Below are 24,540 nucleotides of genomic sequence, written 5' to 3'. Positions count from 1 at the left end.
AGCGTGCGTGCCAGGGCACGACCGCCCGATCAGAGGTGGCCCGACAGCCTCTCGGTCACGGGCGGCCCTCAAGGGGAGCAGGAAGGTCAGGAGGGGGTGACCAGGCGGGCCTCGTACGCGAACACCGCGGCCTGCGTGCGGTCCCGCAGCCCGAGCTTCACCAGGATCCGGCTCACATGCGTCTTGATGGTGGACTCGGCGACCACCAGATGCGAGGCGATCTCCGCGTTCGACAGCCCCTGCGCGATGAGGACGAGCACCTCCGTCTCGCGCTCCGTCAGATCGCCGATCTGAGCCAGCGCGGGTGACCGCGGGGCTCCGGCGAGCCGCGAGAACTCGGTGATCAGCCGCTTGGTGACGGTCGGCGCCAGAAGCGCTTCCCCGGCCGCCACCACCCGTACACCATCGGCGAGTTGGCGCGCGGAGGCGTCCTTCAGCAGAAAGCCGGACGCCCCGGCACGCAGCGCCTGGTACACGTACTCGTCGAGGTCGAACGTGGTCAGCACCAGCACCTTGGCGGCCGCGTCGTTGGTGACGATCTCGCGGGTCGCCTCGATGCCGCCCAGCTCCGGCATCCGGATGTCCATCAGGACCACGTCGGGCCGGAGCGCTGCGGCCTGGGCGATGGCCTGCCGGCCGTCGACCGCCTCGCCGACGACCTCGATGCCCGGCATCGCGCCCAGGAGCACCGAGAAACCCTCGCGGACCATCATCTGGTCGTCGACGATCAGGACACGTATGTCGTTCATGAGGTCTCGCTCCGCGTCGGTTCCTGGGCCGGCGGTACGGGGATGAACGCGGTGATCTCGTAACCGCCGTCCGCGGCCGGCTCGGCGGTCATCTCGCCGTTCAGCATCGCGACCCGTTCCCGCATCCCCGTGATCCCGTGCCCGGCACCCTGCGACGGTTTCACCGGACCGGTCGGCGGACCGTTGACGACCCGCAGCCCGAGCCCGCCCAGCACATAGCCGATCTCGACCTTGGCGGTGGCGCCGGGGGCGTGCCGCAACGTGTTGCTGAGGGCTTCCTGGATGATCCGGTACGCCGACAGCTCGACGCCCTGCGGCAGTTCACGTACCGCGCCGGTGATCGTCTTCTCGGCCACCAGGCCGGCGTCGGCCACGTTGGCGAGCAGTCCGTCGAGTTCGGCGAGGGTGGGCTGCGGTGCGTCCGGCGCCTGGTAGTCCTCGGCCCGTACGACGCCGAGAACCCGCCGCAGTTCGGTGAGGGCGGCGACGGCGTTCTCCCGGATGGTGACGAAGGCCTGCTCCAGCTCGGGGGGCGGGTTCTCCACCCGGTACGGGGCCGCCTCGGCCTGGATCGCGACGACCGACATGTGGTGGGCGACCACATCGTGCAGCTCACGGGCGATGGTGGTGCGCTCCTCCAGCAGCGTGCGCCGGTCGCGTTCCACGGCGGTGACGGTGCGCTGCACGGTCACCTCACGCTCCGCTTCCCGGCGGGTCTGCACGACGGTCACCACGAGCAGCGCGAACGCGGAGGTCACGGCCATGGGCGCGGTGGTCGTGGAGTCGTGCCACCCGATGTTCTCCATGACGATGCCGAGCACCACGGTCAGCACCCACATCCAGGCCGCGGTACGGGGCCGGGTCCGGGCGGCGACCACGACGAGCACCACCAGATGGGCGAGGAACATGCTCGGCGTCCACGGCCAGCCACGGTCGCCGAAGATGCCTGCCATCGGAGTGAGCGCCATCGACATCCAGAACGCGCCGACCGGCCTGACCAGAGTCATCACTACGGGTACCGCCGGGAGCAGCGCGGTCACGATGATCTCGATCCCGGACCCCAGCCCGGAGCGGTCCGCCACGGTGAGGCCTAGGAAGACGGTGATCAGCGCGGCCAGCCCGACCAGCGCGTGCGGCGTCCACCCGGCCCGCGCGCGCATCCCCTCGGACAGCAGCCGGGTCAGCGCCCGGCCGGTCCGCATCGGCGGCAGATAACGGTAGGCGAACGCATCATGGAAGAGGTCCTGCCGCAGGCCGCCTATCGCCCCTGCGGCCAGCCGGAACTCGGGACTTCTGGTCTTGGTGGTCTCGGTCACGCCCTCACGGTAGGCGGCCCGGCGGGCGACGTCGTCAGCAGTGATACGGATCCTGCGGCATCCGTCGCAAGGACTACTCGGACCCACCCGGGCGGACCGGTCACGGCCGGGGCCGCCGCCGGACGGCCCCGGGACCGCCTGTCACCACGCGAGCTGCGCAATCTCCTCCGCCACCACCGCACACGCATCCGCCGCCGGATCGATCAACGGAAAGTGCCCGACCTCCTCCAGCAGCGTCAGCCCCACTGTCTCGCCGGCCTTCGCCGCCGCAGCGACGAACGCCTCCGCGACCGCCTGCGGCACCGTGAGGTCAGTGCGTCCCTGCACCAGCGCCGTGGCGATTCCCGTCGGCAGCAGCACAGCCGGGTCGGCGTACGGACTCCTGGCCGCGAAGTCCTCTTCGCTTCCGAGCAGTTGACCCACCGCACCGGAGCAGACATCCAGCTCCACCGCCGTGGTGAAGTCGGCGATCGGCGCCAGGGCGACAACGCCGCGCAGCGGCGGCGCCGCCGGCAGCCGCCACGGCGACCCTTCCGGGAGTACGTGCCGGGCCGCTGCCCACAACGCCAGGTGACCGCCCGCGGAGTGACCGGTGACGACGATCCGCCGCGCATCGGCCTCCGGCAGTTCACGGGCCAGCAGCGCGGGCAGCGCGTCCATCGCCGCGGCAACATCGTCGAACGTCTCGGGCCAACGGCCCGCGACCGGACCGGAACCGCGCTGCTGCGGGATCTCGCTGCCGCACCGGTACTCGACATTGGCGACGGCGAACCCGCGCCGGGCCAGGAAGTCCGCGAACGGCGACACATGCTGCCGGTCGTACGGCGCCCGCCACGCACCGCCGTGCAGAAGGACCACGACGGGCGCCCCGGCCCGCCCGTCCCGTGGGGCGTAGAAGTCGATCACCTGGTCGGGGTGGTTGCCGTAGGCGGCGGTGGCGTCGGGGGCGACAGCCGGATGCGAGAACGCCGACTCGGTCTCGACTGCGTCCCGATCACGCGCGGCGGAATCCGACATGCTGCTCCAACCATCCGACAGAGGTGCCCAACTGGCCTGACCAGCGGGGACGGTATCAGCACGGGACACCGCGTCCCCACGGGGACCGACCGTGGGGACGCGGCAGGCGTCACACCCCGCCGAGCGGCCCGCTCACCACCTCACCCAGCACCCGCGCAGCCCGCTCCACATCCGCGAACCCCACGTACAACGGCGTGAACCCGAACCGCAGCACATCCGGCCGCCGCAGATCCCCGACCACGCCCCGGGCGATGAGCGCACGCATCGCCGGCTCGGCGACCGCCGCGTCCACACACCGCAAGGACACCTGGCTGCCGCGCTCCCCGTGCGCCCCCGGGGTGACCGGGACGACCACGCCCTCCGGCACATACGCCCCGACGCACTCCAGGAAGAAGTCCGTCAGCGCCAGCGACTTGGCCCGTACCGCCTCGACCGGCACCCCGTCCCACACGTCCAGCGCCGCTTCGAGCGCCAGCATGGACAGGATGTCGGGGGTTCCGACCCGGCCGCGCACGGAACCGTCCGCCGGAGCGTAGTCCTGCGCCATCGCGAACGGGTCGGCGTGCGAGGTCCACCCCGGCAGCGGCGAGTCGAAGGCCGCCTGGTGCCGCTCGGCGACGTACAGATAGGCGGGCGAACCGGGCCCGCCGTTGAGGTACTTGTACGTGCAGCCGACCGCCAGGTCCACCCCGTGCGCGTCGAGCCCGACCGGCAGCGCGCCCGCGCTGTGGCACAGGTCCCAGACCGCGAGCCCGCCCGCCGCGTGCACGGCGGCGGTGAGACCGGGCAGGTCGTGCAGCCGGCCGGTGCGGAAGTCGACGTGGTTGAGCAGGACGACCGCGGTGCGCGGACCGACCGCACCCGGCACGTCCGCCGGGGCGACGGGGACGAGCCGGTGCCCGGTCATCCGGGCGGCGGACTCGGCGATGTAGCCGTCCGTGGGAAACGTCGTCGCGTCGACCAGGATCTCGTCGCGTCCCGCGGGCGCCAGCCTGCTCGCGGCGACGACGGCCTTGAAGACATTCACACTCGTCGAATCGCCCACCACGATCTGCCCGGCGGCGGCCCCGACGAGCGGGGCGATCCGGTCGCCGATCCGCTCGGGCGCGGTCCACCAGCCGCTCTCGTCCCAGGACCGGATGCGCAGCTCACCCCACTCGCGGGTGAGGACCTCCTGCATCCGGGCGGGTATGTGCCGGGGCAGCGCTCCTAGCGAGTTGCCGTCGAGATAGACGGTGTCGTCGAGGATGAACAGCTTCCGCAGATCGGCGAGTTCGTCGGCGGCGTCGAGTGCCGCGGCCCGCGCGGCGAAGGTCTCAGACATGGCTGCGCGCCGTCCACAGCTCCGGGAACACGTTCTTCGTGGCGCGTTTCTCCAGCCACGCGACCCCGGCGGAGCCGCCGGTGCCGGTCTTCGAGCCCATCGCGCGCCGGGTGGCGACGAGGTGGTCGTTGCGCCAGCGCCACACCAGTTCACCGACGTCGGTGAGCGCCTCGCCGAGCCGGACGAGCTCGTCGTGCCGCTCGGGATCGGCGTAGATCTCCGCCCAGACGGCCTCGACCTCGGGGGACGGCTCGTACTTCTGCGTCAGGTCCCGGCCGAGCACGGCCTGCGGTACGGCGTGCCCGCGCCGAGCGAGCAGGGCGAGCACCTCGTCGTACAGACCCGGTTCGGCGAGCGCCTTCTCCAGTTCGGCGTGGACGCGGGGTGCGCCCCGGTGCGGTACGAGCATGGACGCGGACTTGTCGCCGAGCAGGAACTCCATCCGCCGGTACATCGCCGACTGGAAGCCGGAGCCCTCGCCGAGTGCGCCACGGTAGGAGTTGAACTGGGCGGGGGTGAGCTGGGCGAGCGGCGTCCAGGACGCGTTGAGCGCCTCGAGTTCCCGTACCGACCGCTTCAGCGCGTCGCGTGCGACCGGCAGCCGGTCCTCGCGCAGGGCGTGCGCCGCGGTCTCCCACTCATGGACGATGACCGTGAACCACAGCTCCATGACCTGGGTGGTGACCAGGAAGACCATCTCGCCCGGGTCGTCGGAGCGGAGGTGCTGGAGGTGGGTCAGGACATCCGCCTGGACATAGTCCTCGTACGGAGTCGTTCCCGCGAAGTCCAGGTGCGGGGTGTCCGCACCGGTGGCTTCGGGATCGGGGTGGATCGTCGACATTGCTGTCTCCTCGACACGAGCTTCCGGGTAGCGGTCCGCCCCTTCCGTGAGGTGATGGAGCTCCGGTCCCCTGCCCGCATCTTAAGCGGAGCCCCGCGAAAGGCGCAGGCCCCGCAGACGGCGATACGTCTGCGGGGCCGTGAACAGGGCGTATGCGCCTGCTATCCCAGGATCTCGGCGGCGGTCGGCGACGAGTCGCGGAGGAACGTCGAGCAGCGCTCGTACTCCTCCTGCTCACCGATCGACTGCGCGGCGCGCGCCAGGGCGTGCAGGGCGCGCAGGAAACCGCGGTTCGGCTCGTGCTCGAACGGTACGGGCCCGTGGCCCTTCCAGCCGGCCCTGCGGAGCGCGTCGAGGCCGCGGTGGTAGCCGGTGCGGGCATAGGCGTACGACTCGATGACGCGGCCGCCCTCGAACGCCTCGTCGGCGAGCTGCGCCCAGGCCAGCGAGGAGGTCGGGTACTTCGCGGCGACGTCAGCGGGGGCGGTGCCGTTCGCGAGCAGCTCGCGCGGCTCCGGGTCGTCGGGCAGGTGGGTCGGGGGAGGCCCCCCGAGCAGGTTCTCGTGGATGGACATGGGTTCAAGTGTGCCTGGCACATGCGCGTCGGGGGTAGCCGGGCGCCCCCGAGCGGTCAGGCCCGGCCCGGGTCCCCGTCCTCGTCCTCGTCCCGCGCGGGCTCCAGGGGAGGTGCCGCGAAACCGCAGTGCACGGTGCATTCGGGACGCGCCTTGCCCTTCCGGGCCGCGGGCGGTGTCCGTACGGTCGCCCAGGCGATCACCGAGCCCAGCACCATCAGCCCGGCGCACATCGGCATGGCCCGCCGGAAGGTCGCGGCGAACTCACCGGCGTCGCGGTACGCCTCCGGCCCCATCCCGGCGAGCAGCGGCAGCGCGGCCACGGCGATCAGGCCGGCGGCGCGGGCGGCGGCGTTGTTGATCCCGCTGGCCAGCCCGGCGCGCGCGGTGTCGACGGAGGCGAGGACGGTCGCGGTGAGCGGCGCCACCAGGGTGACCAGGCCGAGGCCGAGCACGGCGACGGCGGGCAGCACGTGCTGTACGTACGCGGAGACGGAGGCGTCGCCGGGCCCCACCCGCAGCATGAGCAGCATCCCGGCGGCGGCGAGCAGCGGCCCGACGGTGAGCGGGATACGGGGGCCGATGCGCTGCCCCAGCTCGCCCGACGAAGCGGAGAAGAGCAGCATCAGCACCGTGGTCGGAAGGAGGGCGGTTCCGGCGCCGAGGGCGGAGTACCCGGCCACGACCTGGAGCTGAATCGCGGAGAGGAAGAAATAGCCGCCGAGCGCCGCGTACACGCAGAGCGTGACGATATTGACGGCGGTGAACTGACGGGACTCGAACACCGACGGCGGCACCATGGGGTTCGCCCGCCGCCGCTCCACCTGCACGAACGCCACTCCGAGCAGCACTCCGCCCACGGCCGCCCCGATCACGGCAGCAGACGCCCCCTGCCCGGGAGCCTCGATCAACGCGTACGTCACCAGGGCCAGAGCCAGCGCGCCGAGCACGGCCCCCAGCACATCGAAGCGCCCGTGCGCGTGCGGGTCCCGCGACTCCGGTACGTGCCGCAGCGCGACCGGCACACAGATCGCGGCGACCGGCACATTGATCAGAAACACCCACCGCCACCCCGGTCCGTCGACGAGCCACCCCCCGACGAACGGCCCGATCGCGGCCCCCACCCCACCGAAGCCGGACCACAGCCCGACCGCGCGCGCCCGGTCGTCCGGGTGAAAACTGGCCTGGATCAACGCCAGCGACCCGGGCGTGAGGAGCGCCCCGCCCACCCCCTGAAGGGCCCGGGCCGCAATCAGCACGACAGCATTCGGCGCGACGCCGCACAGCAGCGAGGCGGCAGCGAACCACACCACCCCCACGGAGAACACCCGCCGCCGCCCGTACCGGTCCCCGAGCGCCCCACCGAGCAGGATCAGCCCGGCAAGGGTCAGCATGTAGGCGGTGACGGTCCACTGAAGAGCGGCGAGATCGGTGCCCAGGTCCTTGCCGATACGGGGCAGGGCGACGTTGACGACAGTGGAGTCGACCATGGCCATGGCGGACCCGAGGACGGTGGTCAGAACGACCCAGCGCCCGGGTGCGGAGGCGGCACGGATCTGACCGGCAGGTGTCTCGCCCATGCCAGCAGCATCCCCGGTCCGGGGGGAGGTGGCCAGTCCTGGGCGGGCACCTGCCAGAGGGGGCGCCTTGCGCCCTGTCCGGCCGGGATCAGCGCACCACACCCAGCGCCCTGATCAGCGCCTCGACGCCCGCCTCCACCTTGCTGCGCGGGCACCCCACGTTCAGACGGAGGAAGCCCTCCGCGCCGTACACCGCCCCCGGCATGATCGCGACCTTCTCGCGTTCGATCAGCGCCCGCTGCAGCGCCTCGTCGTCCACACCCAGCGGGCGCAGGTCGATCCACGCCAGGTAGCCGGCCTGCGGCGGTTCCCAGGACAGTTCGGGAAAGGCCGTGTTCAGGCGTTCGGCGACCAGCGCCAGGTTGTCGCGGACGTACGCCCGGACCGCGTCCAGCCACTCCCCGCCCTCCCGGTACGCGGCTATGTGCGCGGTCAGCGACAGGACCGCCGAGGAGGCGAGCCCCTCTGCCGTCTCCATGCGCCGCAGGAACTCCGTCCGGTCCGCCGGGTCGCCGATGATGCCGTACGAGCCGGTCAGCGCCGGGAAGTTGAAGGACTTCGAGGCGGACGAGATCACCGCCCAGCGGCCCCCGCCCGCGCCCGCCACGCGCGCCCACGGCACATGCCGATGGCCCTCGTGCACGAAGTCCGCGTGGATCTCGTCGCTGATCACCGCGACCCCGTGGCGCGCCGCCAGCGCCGCCGTCTCGACGAGCTCCGGCTCCGTCCACACCCGGCCGGTCGGGTTGTGCGGCGAGCACAGCACCAGCACCTTCGCGTCGGGGCGCGCCAGCTCCCGCTCCAGCGCCTCCGTGTCGCCCACCGGCACGCCTCGCAGCTCCCGGCCGAGACCGGTGATCGCCTTGCGGAAACCGTCGTACGTGGGGGTGTGGACGACGACGCCGTCGCCCTCGGCCGTCCACATCTGGAGAAGCTGCGAGAGCTGGCTGAGCACCGACGGGGCGTAGACCAGCCGGCCGGTGTCCAGCTCGGTGCCGTACCGGGTCCCGTACCAGTGCGCTATCGCCGACCGGAAGTCGTCCTGCTGCCAGCTGGTGTATCCGAGGACGCCGTGGTCGAGGCGGGTCCGCAGCGCGGTCAGCACCTCCGGGGCGGTCTCGAAGTCCATGTCGGAGATGGTGAACGGGAGGAGCCCGTCCACCCCGAACCGGTCGGCGACTCCGTCCCACTGGACACACCAGGTGCCCCTGCGGTCGACGACGGTGTCGAAGTCATAGCCTGCGCTCGCCTGCACCAGTGCTCCTTCTGCTCGTTCGCAAACGCGCCGTGGGCCCGGCACCCCCAGGGAGTACCGGGCCCACGGCCGCCGTTCTCAGACCTACTGCTACTTCAGCTTCGTGCCGGTGGACCGCAGGTTGGCGCAGGCCTCCGTGACGCGCTTGGCCATGCCCGCCTCGGCGGACTTGCCCCAGCTGCGCGGGTCGTAGACCTTCTTGTTGCCGACCTCGCCGTCGACCTTCAGCACACCGTCGTAGTTGCGGAACACGTGGTCCACGATCGGGCGGGTGAAGGCGTACTGGGTGTCGGTGTCGAGGTTCATCTTCACGACGCCGTTCTCCAGCGCGGTGGCGATCTCCTGCTCGGTGGAGCCGGAGCCGCCGTGGAAGACAAAATCGAAGGGCTGGCTACCAGCTGTCTTGCCGTACTTGGCGCCGACGCCGTCCTGGAGGTCCTTCAGCAGCTCGGGACGGAGCACGACGTTGCCCGGCTTGTAGACGCCGTGCACATTGCCGAAGGACGCGGCCAGCAGGTAGCGGCCCTTCTCGCCCAGACCGAGCGCCTCGGCGGTACGCAGCGCGTCGTCGACGGTGGTGTACAGCTCGTCGTTGATCTCGTGCGTGACGCCGTCCTCCTCGCCACCGGTCGGGGTGATCTCGACCTCAAGAATGATCTTGGCGGCGGCGGCCTTGGCCAGCAGTTCCTGGCCGATGGCCAGGTTGTCGGCGAGGGTCTCGGCCGAACCGTCCCACATGTGGGACTGGAACAGCGGGTTCAGGCCCTTGGCTACGCGCTCGGCAGAGATGTCGAGCAGCGGACGTACGTAGCCGTCCAGCTTGTCCTTGGGGCAGTGGTCGGTGTGCAGCGCGACCGTGATGTCGTACTTGGCGGCGACGATGTGCGCGAACTCGGCGAGGGCAACGGCGCCCGTGACCATGTCCTTGTTGTGCTGACCGCCCAGGAACTCCGCCCCACCGGTGGAGATCTGGACGATGCCGTCGCTCTCCGCCTCCGCGAAGCCGCGCAGTGCAGCGTGCAGGGTCTGGGTCGACGTCACATTGATGGCCGGGTAGGCGAACTTGCCTGCCTTCGCCCGGTCGAGCATCTCGGCGTAGGCGTCGGGGGTTGCGATGGGCATCTGTCCGCTCCTTGGGATGTGCGGGGTGCGTTGCTGGTTCCCTGACCTGGGGGCGACGTCATCGTCGCCCCCATCTTCCCAGACTCTCGCTCCGGCTCCACCCGGCGGACTCCCCCAACGTTCGGGCTGGGCCGCTGGAGGCGTACGACGAGGGCGGACGGTTTCACGTGAAACCGTCCGCCCTCGAAGAAAAACGCAGGTCAGGCCAGCGATCAGGCCAGGTCGAGATCCGACACCGTGTAGGCGTGGACGTACGGGAGACCTGCCTCGGCAATGGCCGGAGCCGCACCCCGCTCCACGATCGTGGCGACGGCGACGACCTCGCCACCGGCCTCGCGTACCGCCTCCACAGCCGTCAGCGGCGAACCGCCGGTCGTCGAGGTGTCCTCGACCACCAGACAGCGGCGGCCCTTCACGTCCGTGCCCTCGATCCGGCGCTGCATCCCGTGCGCCTTCTGCGCCTTGCGGACGACGAACGCGTCCATCCGCTTCCCGCGCGCGGCGGCAGCGTGCAGCATCGACGTGGCGACCGGGTCGGCGCCCAGCGTGAGCCCGCCCACGCAGTCGTAGTCGAGCTCGGCGGTCGCGTCCAGCATGACCTGACCGACCATCGGAGCAGCCTCGCCGTCCAGCGTGATGCGGCGCAGGTCGATGTACCAGTCGGCCTCAAGACCCGAGGACAGGGTCACCTTGCCGTGCACCACGGCCTTGTCCTTGATCTGCTGGAGCAGCTCAGCGTGTACGTCAGTCATGGCTACGAGCTTAACGGCCTCCCCCACGACAGAGAGTGGACTCCCCATCGTGGGGGAGTCCGTAAGGCCGCCCGCCTCAGAGCCTGCGCCAGCTCCAGGTCGTCACGATCTCCAGCGGGTCGATCGGGGTGACATAGCGCGGCGCGGTGTTCAGTCCGTTCGGCGGACCCGACTGCGGCTCCACGCAGACAGCCTCGTCCTGCTCGTCGTAGACGACGACCCACTCGGACCGGCTCTTCACCTTCAGTTCCAGTTGCTGCGGCCAGGTGAGCGTCACGTCGACCCCGTCGGGCATCCCGAAGCAGTCGTCCCACGGGCCGGGCAGCGGCGGGATCCGGCGGCCGGTCGGCAGATGGTTCTCGCCCCGCTCCTCCTGCCAGGCGGCGTCGAAGCCGATCTGCACGTCGTCACCGCCGGTTCCGAGGTTGCGCAGGAACCAGGGGTGCCAGCCGGCCTGTGCGGGGAACGAGTCCCCGTACGTCTCGATGCCGAACGCGAGCGTGAGCGATTCCTCGGCCAGTTCGAAGGTCTGGGTGACCCGGCCCGGATACGGCCACGGCTCGGCCAGGTCGTAGTAGAACGCGGCCTCGGTCCCGCCCGCCTTCGCCGTGAGCCACGCGGTGTCACGGCCGGTGCCGTGGATGGCGTGCGGCGGGGAGTTCAGCGGCAGCTGGTGGGGCACATCGCCGTTGTGGAACCGGCCGTTCTCGGTCCGCCCGCACCACGGCACCATGGGGAAACAGCCGTACCGCTCCCCCTGCCGCAGCAGTTCGGTGCCCCCGATCCGGAGGCTGCTGATGCGGCAGCCGTTGGCGGGGTCCACGGTCAACTCGGCGTCGCCGACGGACAGCCGGACGTTCTTCTCGCTACTGCTCACACGACGACACTACTGGCGCCGCTACCTCCGCCGCCGCAGCGCCCGGCCGATGACGACCGCGGAGGCAAGCGCGAGGGCGGCCGCCGGGACCACCCAGCGCAGGGTGGCGCCCGCGGTGGTCTGCTCGGGCGACGGCACGGGCGCGTACCGGCCGCGCGGCGGCGCGTGGTCGACCTCCTCGGCGCTGCGCCCGATCATGGTCCGGCGCGCGTGCGCGGCCTCGGCGGGCGGGCCCTCGGGGACGGCGGACCCCATGTCCGCGGAGGGGTCGGGCGAGGGCGGCGGCACCGGCGCCTCGAAGACCGAGCCGGTGCCGGGGGGTGTCCGGTCGGAGGGTGCCCCGGCAGGGGGCATGCCGTCGGACGGTGCCTCGGCGGAGGGTGCCTCCTCGGACGGCGATTCGCCGGACGGTCCCTCGTCGGACGGTGCGGAGGCGGCGGGCACCCCGCCGGACGCCGCCCCCTCGGCCTCGTCGCCCGCGCCGTGCGTCGCCAGTGTCTCGGTCACCAGCTGCTGCGTGAAGCGGTCCAGCAGTCGGTATGCCGCCGCCAGCGCCGCCTCCGGTTCCAGCTCCACGATGCGGCCCTCGCCGCCCGCCGTGCCGGTGAATCCGATCGTCGTACCGCCGTCCGTCTCCGTCAGGCGGATCGTCAGGCCGAGCTTCGCCGAGCCGGTGCCCCGTGCCTCCACGCCCTCACCGGTGACGGAAACCCCTGCCCCGTCCGGCAGCGCGGTCGGTGTCAGCGTGCCGCGGTACGTGATCGTGTGGCCGCCGATCCGGACCTTGAGCCGGCCGGCCAGGGGGCCCGCGGACACGTCGGCATCCTGCTGGAGGCCCGGCACGCAGCGGGCGACACGGGCGGAGTCGCCCAGCGTCCGCAGCAGGGACGGGACCGGAACCGGAACGAACACCTCATGCTCCATGGAAACCGAGCCTACTCAGGCACGGCCGCCCCGTCAGCGCTTCCGCACCCGGAAGAGCCGGGATCTCCCCCGGAGCGACACACATCCGATCCCCCGGGACCGGACGTGCCCGCGCATGCCCTCACGGCTCCTCCCGGTACCGCGGATGCACGAGCGTCGACGGCGCCTGACCCCGCAGCCGTCGGCCCTCCGCATACCGGGCCGCCCGCGCCAGTTCCCCTTCTGTGAGGAACCGGAGTTTCGGCGGACGTGGAGGCAGGTGAAGGGCCGGAGGTCTCACGCCCGGGCGGGCGAGGACGAAGCCCCAGTCGGGGCGGCCCTGCGCAGCGTCCGTCGTGCGGTCCGGGCCCGCCGCGAAGCCGGAGAGACGCCCGCTGATGCGGTACGGGCGGGTCCGCAGGCCCGCCGCTCTCATGGACGCCTCGACCGTCCAGAACGTCCGGGGCCGGACGACGGGCGGGCCCGCGTGCACCACCAGCCGTCCGCCCGGCGCGAGGGCTTCGGTGACCAGGCCGTAGAACTCCGCCGAGTACAGCTTCGTGCTCGCCGTGATCCCGGGGTCCGGCAGGTCGGAGATCACCACGTCGTAGCCGCCGTGCGACGCCTCCCGGAGCCAGGTGAACGCGTCCGCGGTGACGGCGGTCAGCCGCGGATCGCGGTACGCGTGCGCGTTCAGCGCGGAGAGTGCGGGGTCGGTACGGGCCAGTCGGGTGACGCCGCGGTCGAGCTCGACGACCGTGACGCTCCGTACGTCCGGGTAGCGCAGCACCTCGCGGGCGGCCAGGCCGTCGCCGCCACCCAGGATCAGCACCCGGGCATGGGGCCCGTTCATCGCCGGATGGACCAGCGCCTCGTGGTACCGGTACTCGTCACGGGCGCTGACCCGCAGCCGCCCGTCCAGGAAAAGGTCCAGGGAGCTGCGACCGGCCCCGGTGAGGACAACCTCCTGCACGTCGGTCTGCACGGCGACCCGCACCTGGTCCCCGTACACCGCACGCCGGGCCACCCGCTCGAAGTCGTCGACCAGCACCGTGGCGGCGGCCAGCAGGGCGATCACCGTCACGTTGGCGACGATCAGCAGCCACCGGGACCGCCGGGTCAGGTCCCGCCGGAACACCCACAGCACCAGCGCCCCGCCCGCCGCCGCGTTGACCGTGCCGGTGAGCAGCGCCCCGGTGAGCTGGCCGAGGACCGGCAGCAGGAAGAAGGGGAACGCCAGTCCGCCGACCAGCGCACCCACGTAGTCGGCGGCGAACAGATCCGCGACCGCCCCGCCCGCGTCCTGCCGGTCGACGCGCTGGATCAGCGTCATCAGCAGCGGGATCTCCGCGCCGATCAGGATGCCTATGGCGAGCGAGAACCCGACCAGCGCGAAACGTGACTCCCCCATCCACGCGAACGACGCGTAGAGCACGAGCGCCGAGCAGCCGCCGATCAGTGCGAGACCCGCCTCGATCAGCCCGAAACCCACGGCGGCATGGCTGCGTAAACGTTTCGCGAGCAGCGAGCCGACCCCCATCGCGAAGACCATCACGGAGAGCACGACGGATGTCTGGGTGACGGAATCGCCGGTCAAGTAGGAGGCCAGAGCGACCAGTTCGAGTTCGTAGACCAGCCCGCAGGCGGCGCAGACGAAGACTGTGGCCAGCACGAGGAACCGACCGGTCCGCGGTCGTACGGGAAGACGCGGCGCACCCCCTCGCAACGACACCTGCACCTGCTGGTCGATCATGACGCGAACGCTACGTCACGATGACGTCGCCGCTTGTCACCCACAAGGGTGCAAGTGCCGTGCACGCAACCGGGTTGAGGCGATTCAGCGCGCCACCACCGGCATCCGCACTCCCACCCGGGTGCGGGTCGCCACCAACTGCCCCTCCTGCGGGTACGCGTGCCAGGTGCGCCACCGGACCTGGCCCTCCGATCGCTGCGCGAGCATGGCGGTGAAGGCGTGCGGGCTGCCGGGGAACGTGCCTGCGAGGCCGTGCGGATGGTCGGTCACCAGGGCGAGGAGCTCCTGCGCACGCCCGGCGAAGGAGCCCGCGGAGAGCGTCTCGACCCGCGCCGCGAATTCGTACTCCCAGTCACCGAGCCGTTTGGCGACGCCGAGCGGCAGCGGCGTGGAGCTGCCGGGGATGCAGGCGACGGTTTCGGAACAGGTACCGCCGTCCTCTTCGAGAAGCACCTGGTGGGAGGCGCCGAGCAGACGCAGCTGCAGTTGGGCCCCGCCGAGCTCGAGGTCGAGCACGGCCAGGGCTGGGAGCGGTTCACGCCCCAGCGCCCAGGCCAGGTCGGCAGCACGGGTGTCGGAATAGGCCGTCTGGAGGGTCGTGAGCATGGGTCGGCTCCGCAAAACACGCATGGACACATGGACAGGGGACGCCCCCGTAACGACGCACGTGGAGGGTGGGGAACGCCCGATCAGGTCCAACTCGGGTCCGAGGGCTGGATGTTCTCTCCAACGAGGGAATCATGAAGTACGCCGCGTCCACAGCGTTTTTGCCCAACTTGACGTGGTTTCCATCCCCTCGGGGGCCCAACGGTTCACCTGTTCACCGCAAACGCGTTGCACGGCCCAACAAAAAGGTGCCCGGCGGGAGTTCACCCGTCGGACACCTTCACCACGCGGACCAGCTGCCCCGTGTCAGCTGCCTCCGCCGCATCCGCCCCCGCCGCCGCACGAGGAACCCCCGCCGCACGAAGAGCCCCCGCCACACGAGTGACCACCGGAGTGGCCGCCCGAATGGCCGCCGCTTCCGCAGGACGAGCCACCGCCGTCGCCGGCCGCCCACCAGCCGCCACCGGCGGCCGCGCCACTGCCCGAGCCACCGCCCGCGCGGCGCCGCCCGCTGCGCACCCGTCCCGACCTCCGGTTGGCCGCCACCGCCAGCAGCAGCACCACGACGAACCCGACAGCCACGACCCCGATCAGCACATCAGGAGAAATCCTCATCGACCTCACGTCCCTTCCGTCCCCCGAAGCGAGGCCCCCCGCTTCACACCGCTTCTCGCGTGAGTGGGGGATGCCCTCGGCCCCCCGGAGCCAAAGCAGACTTGAGCAACTCCAGAGCTTCGGCCCAGGATGACGGGCATGACACAGGGACGACCGCTGCTCAACCGCCGCCTCGCCGAGTTCGGCACGACGATCTTCGCGGAGATGTCGGCGCTGGCCGTACGGACCGGCTCCATCAACCTCGGCCAGGGCTTCCCCGACACCGACGGCCCCGAAGAGATCCGGGAGGCCGCGGTCCGCGCGCTGCGCGCCGGGCACGGCAACCAGTACCCGCCGGGCCCCGGCGTCCCGGAACTGCGCACCGCGATCGCCGACCACCAGCAGCTGAGGTACGGACTCGCGTACGACCCCGACTCCGAAGTCCTCGTCACGGCGGGCGCCACCGAGGCCATCGCCGCCGCCCTGCTCGCCCTGGTGGAACCCGGCGACGAGGTCATCGCCCTGGAGCCGTACTACGACTCCTACGCCGCGTGCATCGCCATGGCCGGCGGCACCCGCGTCCCGGTCACCCTGCACCCGGACGCGGACAGCGGTACGTACCGGCTCGACCTCGACGAGCTGCGCGCCGCCGTCACCTCCCGCACCCGGCTGATCCTCCTCAACACCCCGCACAATCCGACCGGCACCGTCCTGACCCGCGAGGAGCTGGCGGCGATCGCCGCACTCGCCTGCGAGCGGGACCTCCTCGTCGTCACCGACGAGGTGTACGAGCATCTGGTCTTCGAGGGCACCCACCTGCCGATCGCGGGCTTCCCGGGCATGCGCGAGCGGACCGTGACCATCGGCTCCGCGGGCAAGACGTTCTCCTTCACCGGGTGGAAGGTCGGCTGGGTGACCAGTACTCAGGAACTCGTGACCGCCGTCCGGACCGCCAAGCAGTTCCTGACCTACGTCAGCGCGGGCCCCTTCCAGTACGCGGTCGCCGAAGCACTGCGCCTGCCGGACGCGTACTTCGACAGCTTCCGCGCCGACCTCCGCCGCAAGCGCGACCTGCTCGGCGACGGCCTGCGTGCGGCCGGGTTCGAGGTCTACCAGCCGCAGGGCACGTACTTCATCACCACCGACATCACCCCCCTCGGCGAGAAAGATGCCTACGCCTTCTGCCGAGCGCTCCCCGAACGCTGCGGCGTCGTCGCCATCCCCAACTCCGTCTTCTACGACGACCCCGACGCCGGCCGCAGCCAGGTTCGCTTCGCCTTCTGCAAGAGGGACGACGTTCTCGCCGAGGCCACCAGCCGCCTTCAACGCCTCGCGTCCTGAACTCACGCCGCCTTTGGGCTCGCTCGAAGCACGCGTCCTCATCGGCAAGAACGGCGACGGTCATGGGAGTTCTGCGCGCACTGCGGCGCCGGAGGCGTCGCCGGTCATGAGTCCGGCATCAACCTCGACGGGTCATGCGTGAGAAAGAGCAGGGGCGGGCCCGTACGGGCCACCCAGTGGGGGGTGGACCCGGCGTCGAAGGAGGAGCTGAGACGGGCGTCGACCACACTCGGCCACGCCCCCGACGCGTAGCGTGCGCCGCAGCGGACGTGCGATGCCGGGACCCACCGATTTCCCCGGCTCCGTGCCGGTGCCGGTCTCACCCTGCGCCTGCGGCACTTGGCGGTATTGCCGCTGGTCAGCGGGGCCGCTTGCGGCCGCTCTTGTCGGCAGGGCGCCCGCGCTTGCGGGCGCGGCCGGGACGGGCGGCGGGAGCGCATAGCGCCCGGGCCGCCAGCTGTCTGAGCTCTTCGAGTCCAGCCCGGTCAGGGTGCGTGGAGTCCAACGCGGCGGCAACCGCGTCCCTGGCCTCGAAGCCCTGGGCGCGCAGCGCCTCCTCGGCGCCGTCCCGGCCGCCCGCCAGCTCCACGAGCTGGAGCAGGCTCTCGGCGAGCACCAGCAGATACTCGGCATCGGTCATGTTCTCGGGGGACAGCAGCTCACGCTGCGCCAGAGCGTTCAGCGCCAGCGGCGCCAGCTGGGTGTCGCGACACAGCGTGCGCAGCAGACGCTCGCCCTCACCGTCCGGCAACGCCGCCAGCAGCACGTCGAGCATCGCCTGCGCACGCGCACGAAAAGCCATGGTCCGTACGGAGTCGGTCAGTTGCCGCAGTGCGGCCTCCCGCTCGCCGCGGGCAGAAATCCAGCCGGCCAGCTCCGCGCGGGCAGCATCCGGGTCGTAGTCCTCGGCCAGCACCCCCAGCAGGCCTCGCCGGGGCAGGAGCCAGTTCACCGACCAACGGCGCGTCCCGGCCCACCGCCAGCAGCCGCTGCCGTACGGCCCGGGTACCGAGCTTGGTGAGACGGATGAGCTCGACCGGCCCGGCGGTCAGCTCCTCACGCTGGGCGCGGGCACCCTCCTGCGCCGCCGGGTCCGCTGCCACCCCCGCGACGCCCAGCAGCCCCACAAGCTCGGCCGGCATGTCCGTGGGCAGCTCGTCTCCGGCATCGAAGAGGTCGACATCGAGGAACACCGGATCGGCCATCCCACGGTCACGCTCGATCGCGCCCAGGTCGAGTACCGTGCGCAGGTCCCGGTCGGCGTGCTCGAACCACATCCGGTGCTGGAGGTCCGACCCGCCGTCCAGCTGGAAGCGGGGGAGAGCAGCAGTTCCTCCACATGGCGCGACTCCCACAGCCCCAGTCGGCCGTCGGCAGTCGCCCGGTGCCGGTAGTCCAGCACCGTCTCGGCCGTGAACCCGTCGACCGGCAGCCCCTGCTCCCCGGCCCACCGGACCAGCCGGTCGACCAGCGACCCGCACGCCGCCTCGAACTCCTCCTCGGCCCCGGCTTCGAACCGCATCCGCATGAACCCGCCCCAACCTGTCCGCAGCACTCCTTGCCTTGCCGCGCCACGCTACCGCCGAACCGCGGCCGGCAAGTCGGCCGAGGACGAGCGGCCTGCTACTTCAAGGGCATCACGTCGTCAGCGGGCGTCTGCCTCGGGCTCCGGGCGTGGGAGTTCGTCGAGGTCGAGGGTGAAGGTGCGACCGTCGGCCAGGGGGATGGGCAGCTTGCCCGTGCCGTACTTGTGGGTGTGCGCCGCGATGTAACCGGTGGCGGTCGGCTGGGTGTGGAGGACGGCCTCCTGGGCGTAGGGATCCACGACCAGGTAGACGGGGATGCCGTACCGGCCGTACTTCGCGGTGCAGTCGTCGTAGTCCTTGCGTGCGGAGGAGGTCGAGACGACTTCAGAGATCAGCAGGACGTCTTCGAAGCTGTAGCGCATGCCCTCCCGGCGGGCGTCCTCGCGAAGGATCGCCAGATCGGGGGCGGAGTTCTCGTCGGCGGGGAAATCGATGTAGACGTCGGAAGTGACCTTCGCGTGACGGCCGAGGGCGAGAGCGGAGTCGATCTGCATCGATCTGATGGTGCTGGAGTGCTCTTCGCTCTGCGGAGTCATGATCACCTTTCCGTCGGCCCCGAACAGGACCGTGTACCCCTCGGGGAACTCGGTGTGCACGATCGCGTCGACACTCATGGACGGCTCCTTCCCGTGTGCGGTCAGGATACGGCGGACAGTGTCACGTCACCGAGAACCCGGCGGTGCGGCTGTGAGACCGGAGAGGTTCCGCGGTCGCATGGCTCCGTCGTCCGGCGGTGACAGGGCCGCTTCATGAGGACGGTCCAGAGTTTGTTCGGAGCCGAAGCGCCACGGGCGGCGACCAGGAAAGCGCGGATGCCTCGGAACCGTGCACCACGGGACGCGCACAGCGGCCGGCTCACCGGCAGTCCCGGAGACGCCCAGGCGGACCTGCTGCGCGGCATACGAATGAGTGCATGAAAACGGAGTGGCCTGGGTGACCGCGGCCCCGGAGCTGGTGGCGGCGGTCCGCTCGGCGAAGCAGTTCCTGACCTACGTCTCCACGGGCCCGTTCCCGTACGCGGTCGCCGAGGCGCTGCGCCTGCCCGACAGCTACTTCGACGGGCTGCGCGCGGAATCTGCAGGCCAAGCGGGACCTGCTGAGCGCCGGGCTGGCCGAGGCCGGATTCGAGGTCTACCGGCCCGCCGGGACGTACTTCGTCACCACCGACATCCGTCCGCTCGGCGGCGAGACCGACGGATTCGCGTTCTGCCGCGCGCTGCCCGAGCGGTGCGGGGTCGTCGCCATCCCCAAACCGGTGTTCTACGACCATCAGAAGGCCGGCCGCAGCAAGATCCGCTTCGCCTTCTGCAAGCGGGAGGACGTCCTGCGAGAGGCTGCTTCCCGTCTTCAGCGATGGTGAGCGCCCCTGCCACTGCCCGCTGACGTTGGTGACCAGCAGGTTGCGCCACTGCGCTTGTCCCACCGGCCCATAGGCCTGCTTGGCCATCCGCTGGAGAGCCTTACCACCGTCAACCGGGACGAGGACAGCGATCCCCCTCGACTGCCCTGAGCGCATCCAACGCCCCGGGCAGGCGGAGCCGGCCCGAAAGGACACATCGGGCGAGGACGCAACCACGCTGCCGCCCCCGCAGGAACTCAGCAGCTTCTTCGCCTGAGGTCCCGTCCTCAGTTCGCCCAGGGGCTAGGAAAAGAAGTACAGGCAGGCGCCGATACCGATCAAGGAAATCCCAATCGTCGCCGCACCCCACCCATTTCGTCTGACCTTTGCAGCCGCCTCCAGGTTCCCCTTTTCACGCTCCTCGCGAACCACTTTAGGCGCAAGAAACGGCGAAAACTCGGCAAGAACCTCAAGGGCGCCACCCGCGTCCCCCTGACCCTCCACGCCCCCGACTTCCGCCCGGATCTCGACGCGCTCCGCGACGCGGTCACCGACCACACCCGCCTGCTGCTTCTCAACTCCCCGCACAACCCGACGGGCATGGTGCTGACCCGGAAGGAGCTGACGGCCATCGCCGAACTGGCGGTCGAGCGAGACCCGCTCGTGGTGACAGACGAGGTATACGAGCACCTGGTCTTCGAAGGCGAGCACATCCCGCTCATCTTCCTGCCGGGATGCGCGACCGTACGATCTCGATCTCCTCCGCCGGGAAGACCTTCTCGTTCACAGGATGGAAGGTTGGCTGGGTTACCGCGTCCGCACCGCTGGTCACGGCCATCCGCACGGCCAAGCAGTTCCTTACGTACGTATCGTCGGGCCCGTTCCAGTACGCGGTCGCGGAGGCACTGCGCCTACCGGACGACTACTTCACCGGCTTCCGCGAGGGCCTGCGCGCCAAGCGCGACATCCTCGCCGACGGGCTGACGGCGGCGGGCTTCGAGGTCTTCCACCCCCAAGGCACGTACGTCATCACCACCGACATCGCTGCCCTCGGCGAAAAGGACGGCCTGGCCTTCTGCCGGAGCCTGCCGGAGCGGTGTGGTGTGGTCGCCGTCCCCAACGCGGTCTTCTACGACGACCCGGAGGCCGGCCGCAACCAGGTCCGCTTCGCCTTCTGCAAGCGGGAGGACGTCCTGCGAGAGGCTACTTCCCGTCTTCAACGATGGTGAGCGCCCCTGCCACTGCCCGCTGAACCAGGGGGCGGGGGCGTGCGTGCCCGGCGGACTCGAGGGGCCGCCGGGCACGCAGGAGCACCGCGGCCGGCTGCCGTCACGCCGGCTCGCGGTGCTGGTGCGGCATCTGCCGCAGGACGCCGCCCTGACGCATGAACTGCATGGCGAAGCCGTCGAGTGGAGCGTGACGGCCCATCTCCTGGCCCATGTGGTCGACCGACTGGCGGAAGCAAACTCGATGTTCGCAACGGTCAATCAGGGCGACGACGCCGACCCTCCGGAGTATCCGATGCCGCTGAAGCGGCCCACGGACGACGAAGCCACGGACGCCCCTTTCGTCCCCCACCTCCCAGGAAATACTCCGTTTCCTTTCTTAGGGCAATCCCTACCCGAGGACGAACATCGCCGCCGAGAGCACGAGCATCGCAGAGGCGAGAACCATGAAGGCCACCGCGAGTTTTCCGCTCGTCATCTGCTCCGGCGTCTCGACATTGCTTAGATCCCGGGGATCGTAGACCACCATGAGCGATTCCCCGATGCGCGCCGGGGGGAAACGGAAGGGCCCGACGCTGGCCTCCCATTCCGTGCCGTCCGCGGGGAATCTCACCATCAGGAAAGAGGTGCCGTTCGACGGGTTCCCTTCATTCACGCACTGTGCGGTGACCCTGACCCCGCGAACCCGCAGCACCCGGCCGCGCCTGAAGATTCGTACCGCAACAAGAAGTACGGAAAGCGCCAAAAGGGCGACTAGAGTCGCTAACCCATACATTTACCGCACTCCAAAATAGCTCCAGAGGACAATCCGGGCATACCGACGTCGGACCAGTTGGCCCAATTCTTCGGCTCCGCCTGACGACCGCGACCTCAACCGCGCGCAGGACAGCGAGCCGGCAGACCGTCTTCGCCATGCCGAGGCCCGCGGAGATGACCCGGTTCCTCGCCTGCCATGCGAGAAGCAATGTCACAGGTTCGCGGCAATCACGCACAGGATCACCGCCGGGATCTGGGTGGGAACCAAGACCCACAGCCATCCTAGATCGAGAGGAAATGTCCGCGCTCGTTTCGGCTGACGTTCATCGTAGACGACACGACCATATGACCCACCTGCCCTCGGGGGCAATTTTTGAGTGCCGATCATCTGGAGATTCCCGTGGTGGTCCTTGAATGTGAGGAGATATCCGCGACTCCCATTGGTCCATGTTTCCTCGACCGCAATAATCTCCGTAACCACACCTCGGCGCTTCAAAATCCAGAGCACCCACGGCCAATAGAGCCCGAACCCGGAAGAGGCTGCGGCCATAGTCAGCAGAATACCCTGGACAATCAGAGTCCCCATGGAGGCGAGCGTACCGCCATGAACATTGCGCGAGAAGACCGGAGGGATGATGAGTGATTCACCCATCTGGGACAAAATACATCAACTCGACGCCGACATAGCTGCACTTCAGCCCACCCAGAAAGGCTGGCTACCCAAATGGCTTGATGAGCACCTGAAGAAGTGGGTGGCGGCGAATAACCAACTGATCTACGAGAGCACCCAGGCATTCTGGGTCGACCCGAGCGCCGGGACGAGGACACCGACGCCCCCGAGCCTCCCGAGCCCCTGCCCCGTCCCGGCGAGACCCCGCAGCCCACCACGCCCGAACCTCACACGGAATACCCGGCCCCGGAGAAGCTGGCCCAGTTCTTCGCCTGACGGAAATCCAGTGCTCTGGGGCTAAGCAAAGAAGTAGAGCGCGGCCCCCGACGCGATGGACAGTATTCCGAGCGACAGCGTGATGAAGACATTTCTTCGAACTCGGCTTGCGGCTTCCAGGTTCCCCTTCTCCCGCTCTTCGCGCACCACGCCAAACATCAAGAAGAAGAAGAGCAAGCAAATCGCCCCGCCGACCGACAGGAGGACACCTACCGCTCTTGCGAGAATCTGCGCGTCGGTGACATCAGCAGCCCCGATCATAAAATCCCACCCTTTCTGCCTCAATGGGCACACTACCCCCTCTAAGGAGTCACGGTGGAGAGGGGCGCTGTCAAGAAGGCCAGCCCCGACGGAAGAAGTGATTTTTGTGCCAAAACACACAACCGATGAGATTTACGACAAATTGACGGAACTGGAGGGTTCACTCAACTCCCAGAAGACTGCCGGAAGTTCGCCTGCCGTGACGACAGGTGAGCTCAATCAGAAGGTCACAGACCTCAAGAATGCCATCTCCGAGGGCCCCAAAGACAAGGCCACAGACTTGAAGGGAGCCCTTTCGGAGCTACCCGTATTGAAGGAAACACTGGCAATCCTAAAAGGTGGCAGTGGACTTGCCTACATAGTCCTGGGAGTAGTAGCCGCGAAGGCAGCCCTCTCTACTCTCGGCATCAAGCTTTTCGACATCCAAAAGGGTGTCCAGGCACTGTCCCGAAAAGCATTCGAGGGCAAGGAGATCACAACAACGGAAGGTGGAAGGATAACCCGGGCCATACCCGAGGAACCTCAACAGCCGCGCCCCCTTCCTTCTGTCACCCAGGTCAACGAGGTCAAGGAGGCAATACGCAAGTTGAACGCGGAGGTTCACACCTATAGTTCGCGCGCACGTCAACTGCCCTCCTCCCGCAACATGAAGCAGCTGGCTTCCGCGGCCGAGCGCCTCGACCGGGTTGCCCGCGCCCATGGGAACGTCTCTCAGCTCGCTTCCGCGACCAACACCCTGGAACAGCGGTTCCGCTCACTCTCGCAGGCGGTCTCCGGCGCCGCCGGCGCCGCCTGACCGGAGGAGGTCCCTGTGTCACTCGTCAGCTCTCTCACCCGCGCCACCAGCGCCCTTGGCCGTCTGCGCACCGCGGCCAATTCGACTGGCAGCGCCCTCAACACCATCAAGGGCAGGACTGGTCAGGCCGACAGCGCCGTCGGCAGGCTTCGCGCCGGACTCGGCACCGCGGATACGTCTCTCGCCAAGTCCAAAACCTCCACCGACAAGTTCAAGACCTCCCTCGACCACCTCAAGTCCTCCTCCGGCAAGGCCCACACCGCCCTCCGCGACGTAAAACGCCAGTCCGACGCCGTGGAGAAGTCGGTGGGCAAGGCCGGCAAGTCCGCGACTGGCGGCGGCAAGTCCATGGGCGGCCTCGGCAAGGGCCTCAAGGGTGCAACGCTCGCCCAGAAGGGCCTCAACACCGCCATGAAGGCCAACGCCTTCGGGCTGATCATGACGCTGCTCGCGCCGATCATCGGCCAGTTCATCAACATGGACAAGGTATCCAAGGCTCTCGCCGCCGGCGTGAAGTGGGCCTGGAACGCCATCTCCGGGGCCATCAAGTCCCACGCCGGGCCCATCAAGAGCATCATGAAGGGCCTGGTCAACGGCTTCACCGCACTCCCCCGCGCCTATATCGGCGGCATCAACGCCATGATCCGCGGCCTCAACTCGATCCACGTCAAGATCCCCGGCTGGGTGCCGGTCGTCGGCGGCAAGGAGTTCGGGATCCATCTGCCACAGATCCCGAACATCCCCACCCTCGCCGAGGGCGGCGTCGTCAGCGCCCGCGCCGGCGGCCGCCTCACCGTCATCGGAGAAGGCGGCGAGGACGAAGCCGTCATCCCGCTGTCCAAGCTGAGCCGCATGCTCGGCCACCACCCGGGCGGTGGCGCCGCCCTCCACCGCCTCGCCGCCGCCGTCGAGAAGCTCGCCGAGCGGCCCGTGCACGTACAGGTCGACTCGCAGACCATCGCCCGCGCCGTGTTCCTGGGGCAGCGGCAGCTCGCCCGCCGGTAGGGCCGGCTCCCCGACCGTGC

The 24,540-nt window shown here is 69.8% G+C and carries 23 protein-coding genes and 2 pseudogenes; 5 read left to right on the top strand and 20 right to left on the bottom strand.

Annotation, left to right across the window (positions count from 1 at the left end; genetic code table 11):
- Positions 1-86: 86 nt before the first annotated feature.
- The 14 genes from OH809_RS22810 to OH809_RS22745 form a co-directional block, all read right to left on the bottom strand.
- On the bottom strand, positions 87-749 hold the full coding sequence (locus tag OH809_RS22810) for a response regulator (protein ID WP_406420641.1): 663 nt from the start codon (positions 747-749) through the stop codon (positions 87-89).
- A complete protein-coding gene (locus OH809_RS22805) occupies positions 746-2,065 on the bottom strand; it encodes a sensor histidine kinase (protein WP_406420642.1) in 1,320 nt (439 codons plus the stop codon). The genes OH809_RS22810 and OH809_RS22805 overlap by 4 nt, the downstream gene beginning before the upstream one ends.
- A 141-nt stretch (positions 2,066-2,206) precedes the next feature.
- The gene (locus OH809_RS22800) at positions 2,207-3,082 is read right to left on the bottom strand and encodes an alpha/beta hydrolase (RefSeq protein WP_406420643.1); all 876 of its coding nucleotides are present in this window, start codon (positions 3,080-3,082) and stop codon (positions 2,207-2,209) included.
- Between the two features lie 109 nt (positions 3,083-3,191).
- Positions 3,192-4,406, bottom strand: coding sequence for a kynureninase (gene kynU / locus OH809_RS22795; RefSeq protein WP_406420644.1), 1,215 nt, complete (start codon positions 4,404-4,406; stop codon positions 3,192-3,194).
- Positions 4,399-5,247, bottom strand: coding sequence for a tryptophan 2,3-dioxygenase family protein (locus OH809_RS22790; RefSeq protein ID WP_037690734.1), 849 nt, complete (start codon positions 5,245-5,247; stop codon positions 4,399-4,401). Before OH809_RS22790 ends, kynU begins: the two co-directional genes overlap by 8 nt.
- Before the next feature lie 161 nt (positions 5,248-5,408).
- Positions 5,409-5,822 (bottom strand): DUF3151 domain-containing protein, encoded by a 414-nt coding sequence (locus tag OH809_RS22785; RefSeq protein ID WP_030977723.1) that lies wholly within the window; start codon positions 5,820-5,822, stop codon positions 5,409-5,411.
- 56 nt (positions 5,823-5,878) lie between these two features.
- Positions 5,879-7,402 carry an MFS transporter gene (locus OH809_RS22780; protein ID WP_406420645.1) on the bottom strand — a complete coding sequence of 508 codons (1,524 nt, stop codon included), beginning with the start codon at positions 7,400-7,402 and terminating at the stop codon, positions 5,879-5,881.
- 88 nt (positions 7,403-7,490) lie between these two features.
- Positions 7,491-8,657 (bottom strand): MalY/PatB family protein, encoded by a 1,167-nt coding sequence (locus tag OH809_RS22775; RefSeq protein ID WP_406420646.1) that lies wholly within the window; start codon positions 8,655-8,657, stop codon positions 7,491-7,493.
- Between the two features lie 90 nt (positions 8,658-8,747).
- Positions 8,748-9,779, bottom strand: a complete 1,032-nt coding sequence (gene fbaA / locus OH809_RS22770) for a class II fructose-bisphosphate aldolase (protein WP_406420647.1) — start codon at positions 9,777-9,779, stop codon at positions 8,748-8,750.
- 212 nt (positions 9,780-9,991) lie between these two features.
- Complete coding sequence (pyrE, locus tag OH809_RS22765; RefSeq protein ID WP_406420648.1) at positions 9,992-10,531, bottom strand: orotate phosphoribosyltransferase; 540 nt, start codon at positions 10,529-10,531, stop codon at positions 9,992-9,994.
- 76 nt (positions 10,532-10,607) lie between these two features.
- A complete protein-coding gene (locus OH809_RS22760) occupies positions 10,608-11,408 on the bottom strand; it encodes an aldose 1-epimerase (protein WP_406420649.1) in 801 nt (266 codons plus the stop codon).
- Between the two features lie 21 nt (positions 11,409-11,429).
- Complete coding sequence (locus tag OH809_RS22755; protein WP_406420650.1) at positions 11,430-12,332, bottom strand: SRPBCC domain-containing protein; 903 nt, start codon at positions 12,330-12,332, stop codon at positions 11,430-11,432.
- Between the two features lie 121 nt (positions 12,333-12,453).
- Positions 12,454-14,064 carry a polyamine aminopropyltransferase gene (locus tag OH809_RS22750; protein ID WP_406420651.1) on the bottom strand — a complete coding sequence of 537 codons (1,611 nt, stop codon included), beginning with the start codon at positions 14,062-14,064 and terminating at the stop codon, positions 12,454-12,456.
- A gap of 84 nt (positions 14,065-14,148) precedes the next feature.
- Positions 14,149-14,670 carry a DUF2617 family protein gene (locus OH809_RS22745; protein WP_406420652.1) on the bottom strand — a complete coding sequence of 174 codons (522 nt, stop codon included), beginning with the start codon at positions 14,668-14,670 and terminating at the stop codon, positions 14,149-14,151.
- Positions 14,671-15,423: 753 nt separating this feature from the next.
- Here OH809_RS22745 and OH809_RS22740 point away from each other — a divergent pair.
- Complete coding sequence (locus tag OH809_RS22740) at positions 15,424-16,605, top strand: pyridoxal phosphate-dependent aminotransferase (protein ID WP_406420653.1); 1,182 nt, start codon at positions 15,424-15,426, stop codon at positions 16,603-16,605.
- A gap of 358 nt (positions 16,606-16,963) precedes the next feature.
- Here OH809_RS22740 and OH809_RS22735 read toward each other — a convergent pair whose 3' ends face one another.
- On the bottom strand, positions 16,964-17,557 hold the full coding sequence (locus OH809_RS22735) for a hypothetical protein (RefSeq protein ID WP_406420654.1): 594 nt from the start codon (positions 17,555-17,557) through the stop codon (positions 16,964-16,966).
- A gap of 693 nt (positions 17,558-18,250) precedes the next feature.
- Positions 18,251-18,805, bottom strand: coding sequence for a Uma2 family endonuclease (locus OH809_RS22730; RefSeq protein ID WP_406420655.1), 555 nt, complete (start codon positions 18,803-18,805; stop codon positions 18,251-18,253).
- Between the two features lie 310 nt (positions 18,806-19,115).
- Between OH809_RS22730 and OH809_RS22725 the strand changes: the two are divergent.
- Positions 19,116-19,551 (top strand): annotated as a pseudogene (locus OH809_RS22725) (aminotransferase class I/II-fold pyridoxal phosphate-dependent enzyme); the annotation flags it as partial.
- A gap of 282 nt (positions 19,552-19,833) precedes the next feature.
- Here the strand turns inward: OH809_RS22725 and OH809_RS22720 are convergent.
- The gene (locus OH809_RS22720; protein ID WP_406420656.1) at positions 19,834-20,118 is read right to left on the bottom strand and encodes a hypothetical protein; all 285 of its coding nucleotides are present in this window, start codon (positions 20,116-20,118) and stop codon (positions 19,834-19,836) included.
- On the opposite strand from OH809_RS22720, the pseudogene OH809_RS22715 reads away from it, so the two are divergent.
- Positions 19,999-20,759, top strand: a pseudogene (locus OH809_RS22715) (aminotransferase class I/II-fold pyridoxal phosphate-dependent enzyme); the annotation flags it as partial. The gene OH809_RS22720 and the pseudogene OH809_RS22715 overlap by 120 nt on opposite strands.
- A 388-nt stretch (positions 20,760-21,147) precedes the next feature.
- On the opposite strand, the gene OH809_RS22710 reads toward OH809_RS22715, so the two are convergent.
- From OH809_RS22710 to OH809_RS22700, 3 genes are all read right to left on the bottom strand, one after another.
- On the bottom strand, positions 21,148-21,411 hold the full coding sequence (locus tag OH809_RS22710; protein ID WP_406420657.1) for a hypothetical protein: 264 nt from the start codon (positions 21,409-21,411) through the stop codon (positions 21,148-21,150).
- A gap of 312 nt (positions 21,412-21,723) precedes the next feature.
- Entirely contained in the window at positions 21,724-22,164 is a 441-nt protein-coding gene (locus OH809_RS22705; protein ID WP_406420658.1) for a hypothetical protein, read from the bottom strand.
- A gap of 315 nt (positions 22,165-22,479) precedes the next feature.
- Positions 22,480-22,719 carry a hypothetical protein gene (locus OH809_RS22700; RefSeq protein WP_406420659.1) on the bottom strand — a complete coding sequence of 80 codons (240 nt, stop codon included), beginning with the start codon at positions 22,717-22,719 and terminating at the stop codon, positions 22,480-22,482.
- A gap of 106 nt (positions 22,720-22,825) precedes the next feature.
- Here OH809_RS22700 and OH809_RS22695 point away from each other — a divergent pair, with 106 nt between their 5' ends.
- On the top strand, positions 22,826-23,515 hold the full coding sequence (locus OH809_RS22695; protein ID WP_406420660.1) for a hypothetical protein: 690 nt from the start codon (positions 22,826-22,828) through the stop codon (positions 23,513-23,515).
- A gap of 15 nt (positions 23,516-23,530) precedes the next feature.
- The gene (locus OH809_RS22690; RefSeq protein WP_406420661.1) at positions 23,531-24,520 is read left to right on the top strand and encodes a hypothetical protein; all 990 of its coding nucleotides are present in this window, start codon (positions 23,531-23,533) and stop codon (positions 24,518-24,520) included.
- Positions 24,521-24,540 lie beyond the last annotated feature (20 nt).

The organism is Streptomyces sp. NBC_00873, from assembly GCF_045207415.1.
In the GTDB taxonomy this organism is placed as follows: Bacteria; Actinomycetota; Actinomycetes; order Streptomycetales; family Streptomycetaceae; genus Streptomyces.
This window is presented reverse-complemented; position numbering and strand designations above follow the sequence as displayed.

Bases quoted from the DNA above. Each gene is read 5' to 3' on its own strand.
- OH809_RS22810 (WP_406420641.1), bottom strand. From the start codon at position 749: ATGAACGACATACGTGTCCTGATCGTCGACGACCAGATGATGGTCCGC.
- OH809_RS22800 (WP_406420643.1), bottom strand. From the start codon at position 3,082: ATGTCGGATTCCGCCGCGCGTGATCGGGACGCAGTCGAGACCGAGTCG.
- kynU (WP_406420644.1), bottom strand. From the start codon at position 4,406: ATGTCTGAGACCTTCGCCGCGCGGGCCGCGGCACTCGACGCCGCCGAC.
- OH809_RS22790 (WP_037690734.1), bottom strand. From the start codon at position 5,247: ATGTCGACGATCCACCCCGATCCCGAAGCCACCGGTGCGGACACCCCG.
- OH809_RS22785 (WP_030977723.1), bottom strand. From the start codon at position 5,822: ATGTCCATCCACGAGAACCTGCTCGGGGGGCCTCCCCCGACCCACCTG.
- OH809_RS22780 (WP_406420645.1), bottom strand. From the start codon at position 7,402: ATGGGCGAGACACCTGCCGGTCAGATCCGTGCCGCCTCCGCACCCGGG.
- fbaA (WP_406420647.1), bottom strand. From the start codon at position 9,779: ATGCCCATCGCAACCCCCGACGCCTACGCCGAGATGCTCGACCGGGCG.
- pyrE (WP_406420648.1), bottom strand. From the start codon at position 10,531: ATGACTGACGTACACGCTGAGCTGCTCCAGCAGATCAAGGACAAGGCC.
- OH809_RS22755 (WP_406420650.1), bottom strand. From the start codon at position 12,332: ATGGAGCATGAGGTGTTCGTTCCGGTTCCGGTCCCGTCCCTGCTGCGG.
- OH809_RS22750 (WP_406420651.1), bottom strand. From the start codon at position 14,064: ATGATCGACCAGCAGGTGCAGGTGTCGTTGCGAGGGGGTGCGCCGCGT.
- OH809_RS22745 (WP_406420652.1), bottom strand. From the start codon at position 14,670: ATGCTCACGACCCTCCAGACGGCCTATTCCGACACCCGTGCTGCCGAC.
- OH809_RS22740 (WP_406420653.1), top strand. From the start codon at position 15,424: ATGACACAGGGACGACCGCTGCTCAACCGCCGCCTCGCCGAGTTCGGC.
- OH809_RS22730 (WP_406420655.1), bottom strand. From the start codon at position 18,805: ATGAGTGTCGACGCGATCGTGCACACCGAGTTCCCCGAGGGGTACACG.
- OH809_RS22705 (WP_406420658.1), bottom strand. From the start codon at position 22,164: ATGGGTGAATCACTCATCATCCCTCCGGTCTTCTCGCGCAATGTTCAT.
- OH809_RS22700 (WP_406420659.1), bottom strand. From the start codon at position 22,719: ATGATCGGGGCTGCTGATGTCACCGACGCGCAGATTCTCGCAAGAGCG.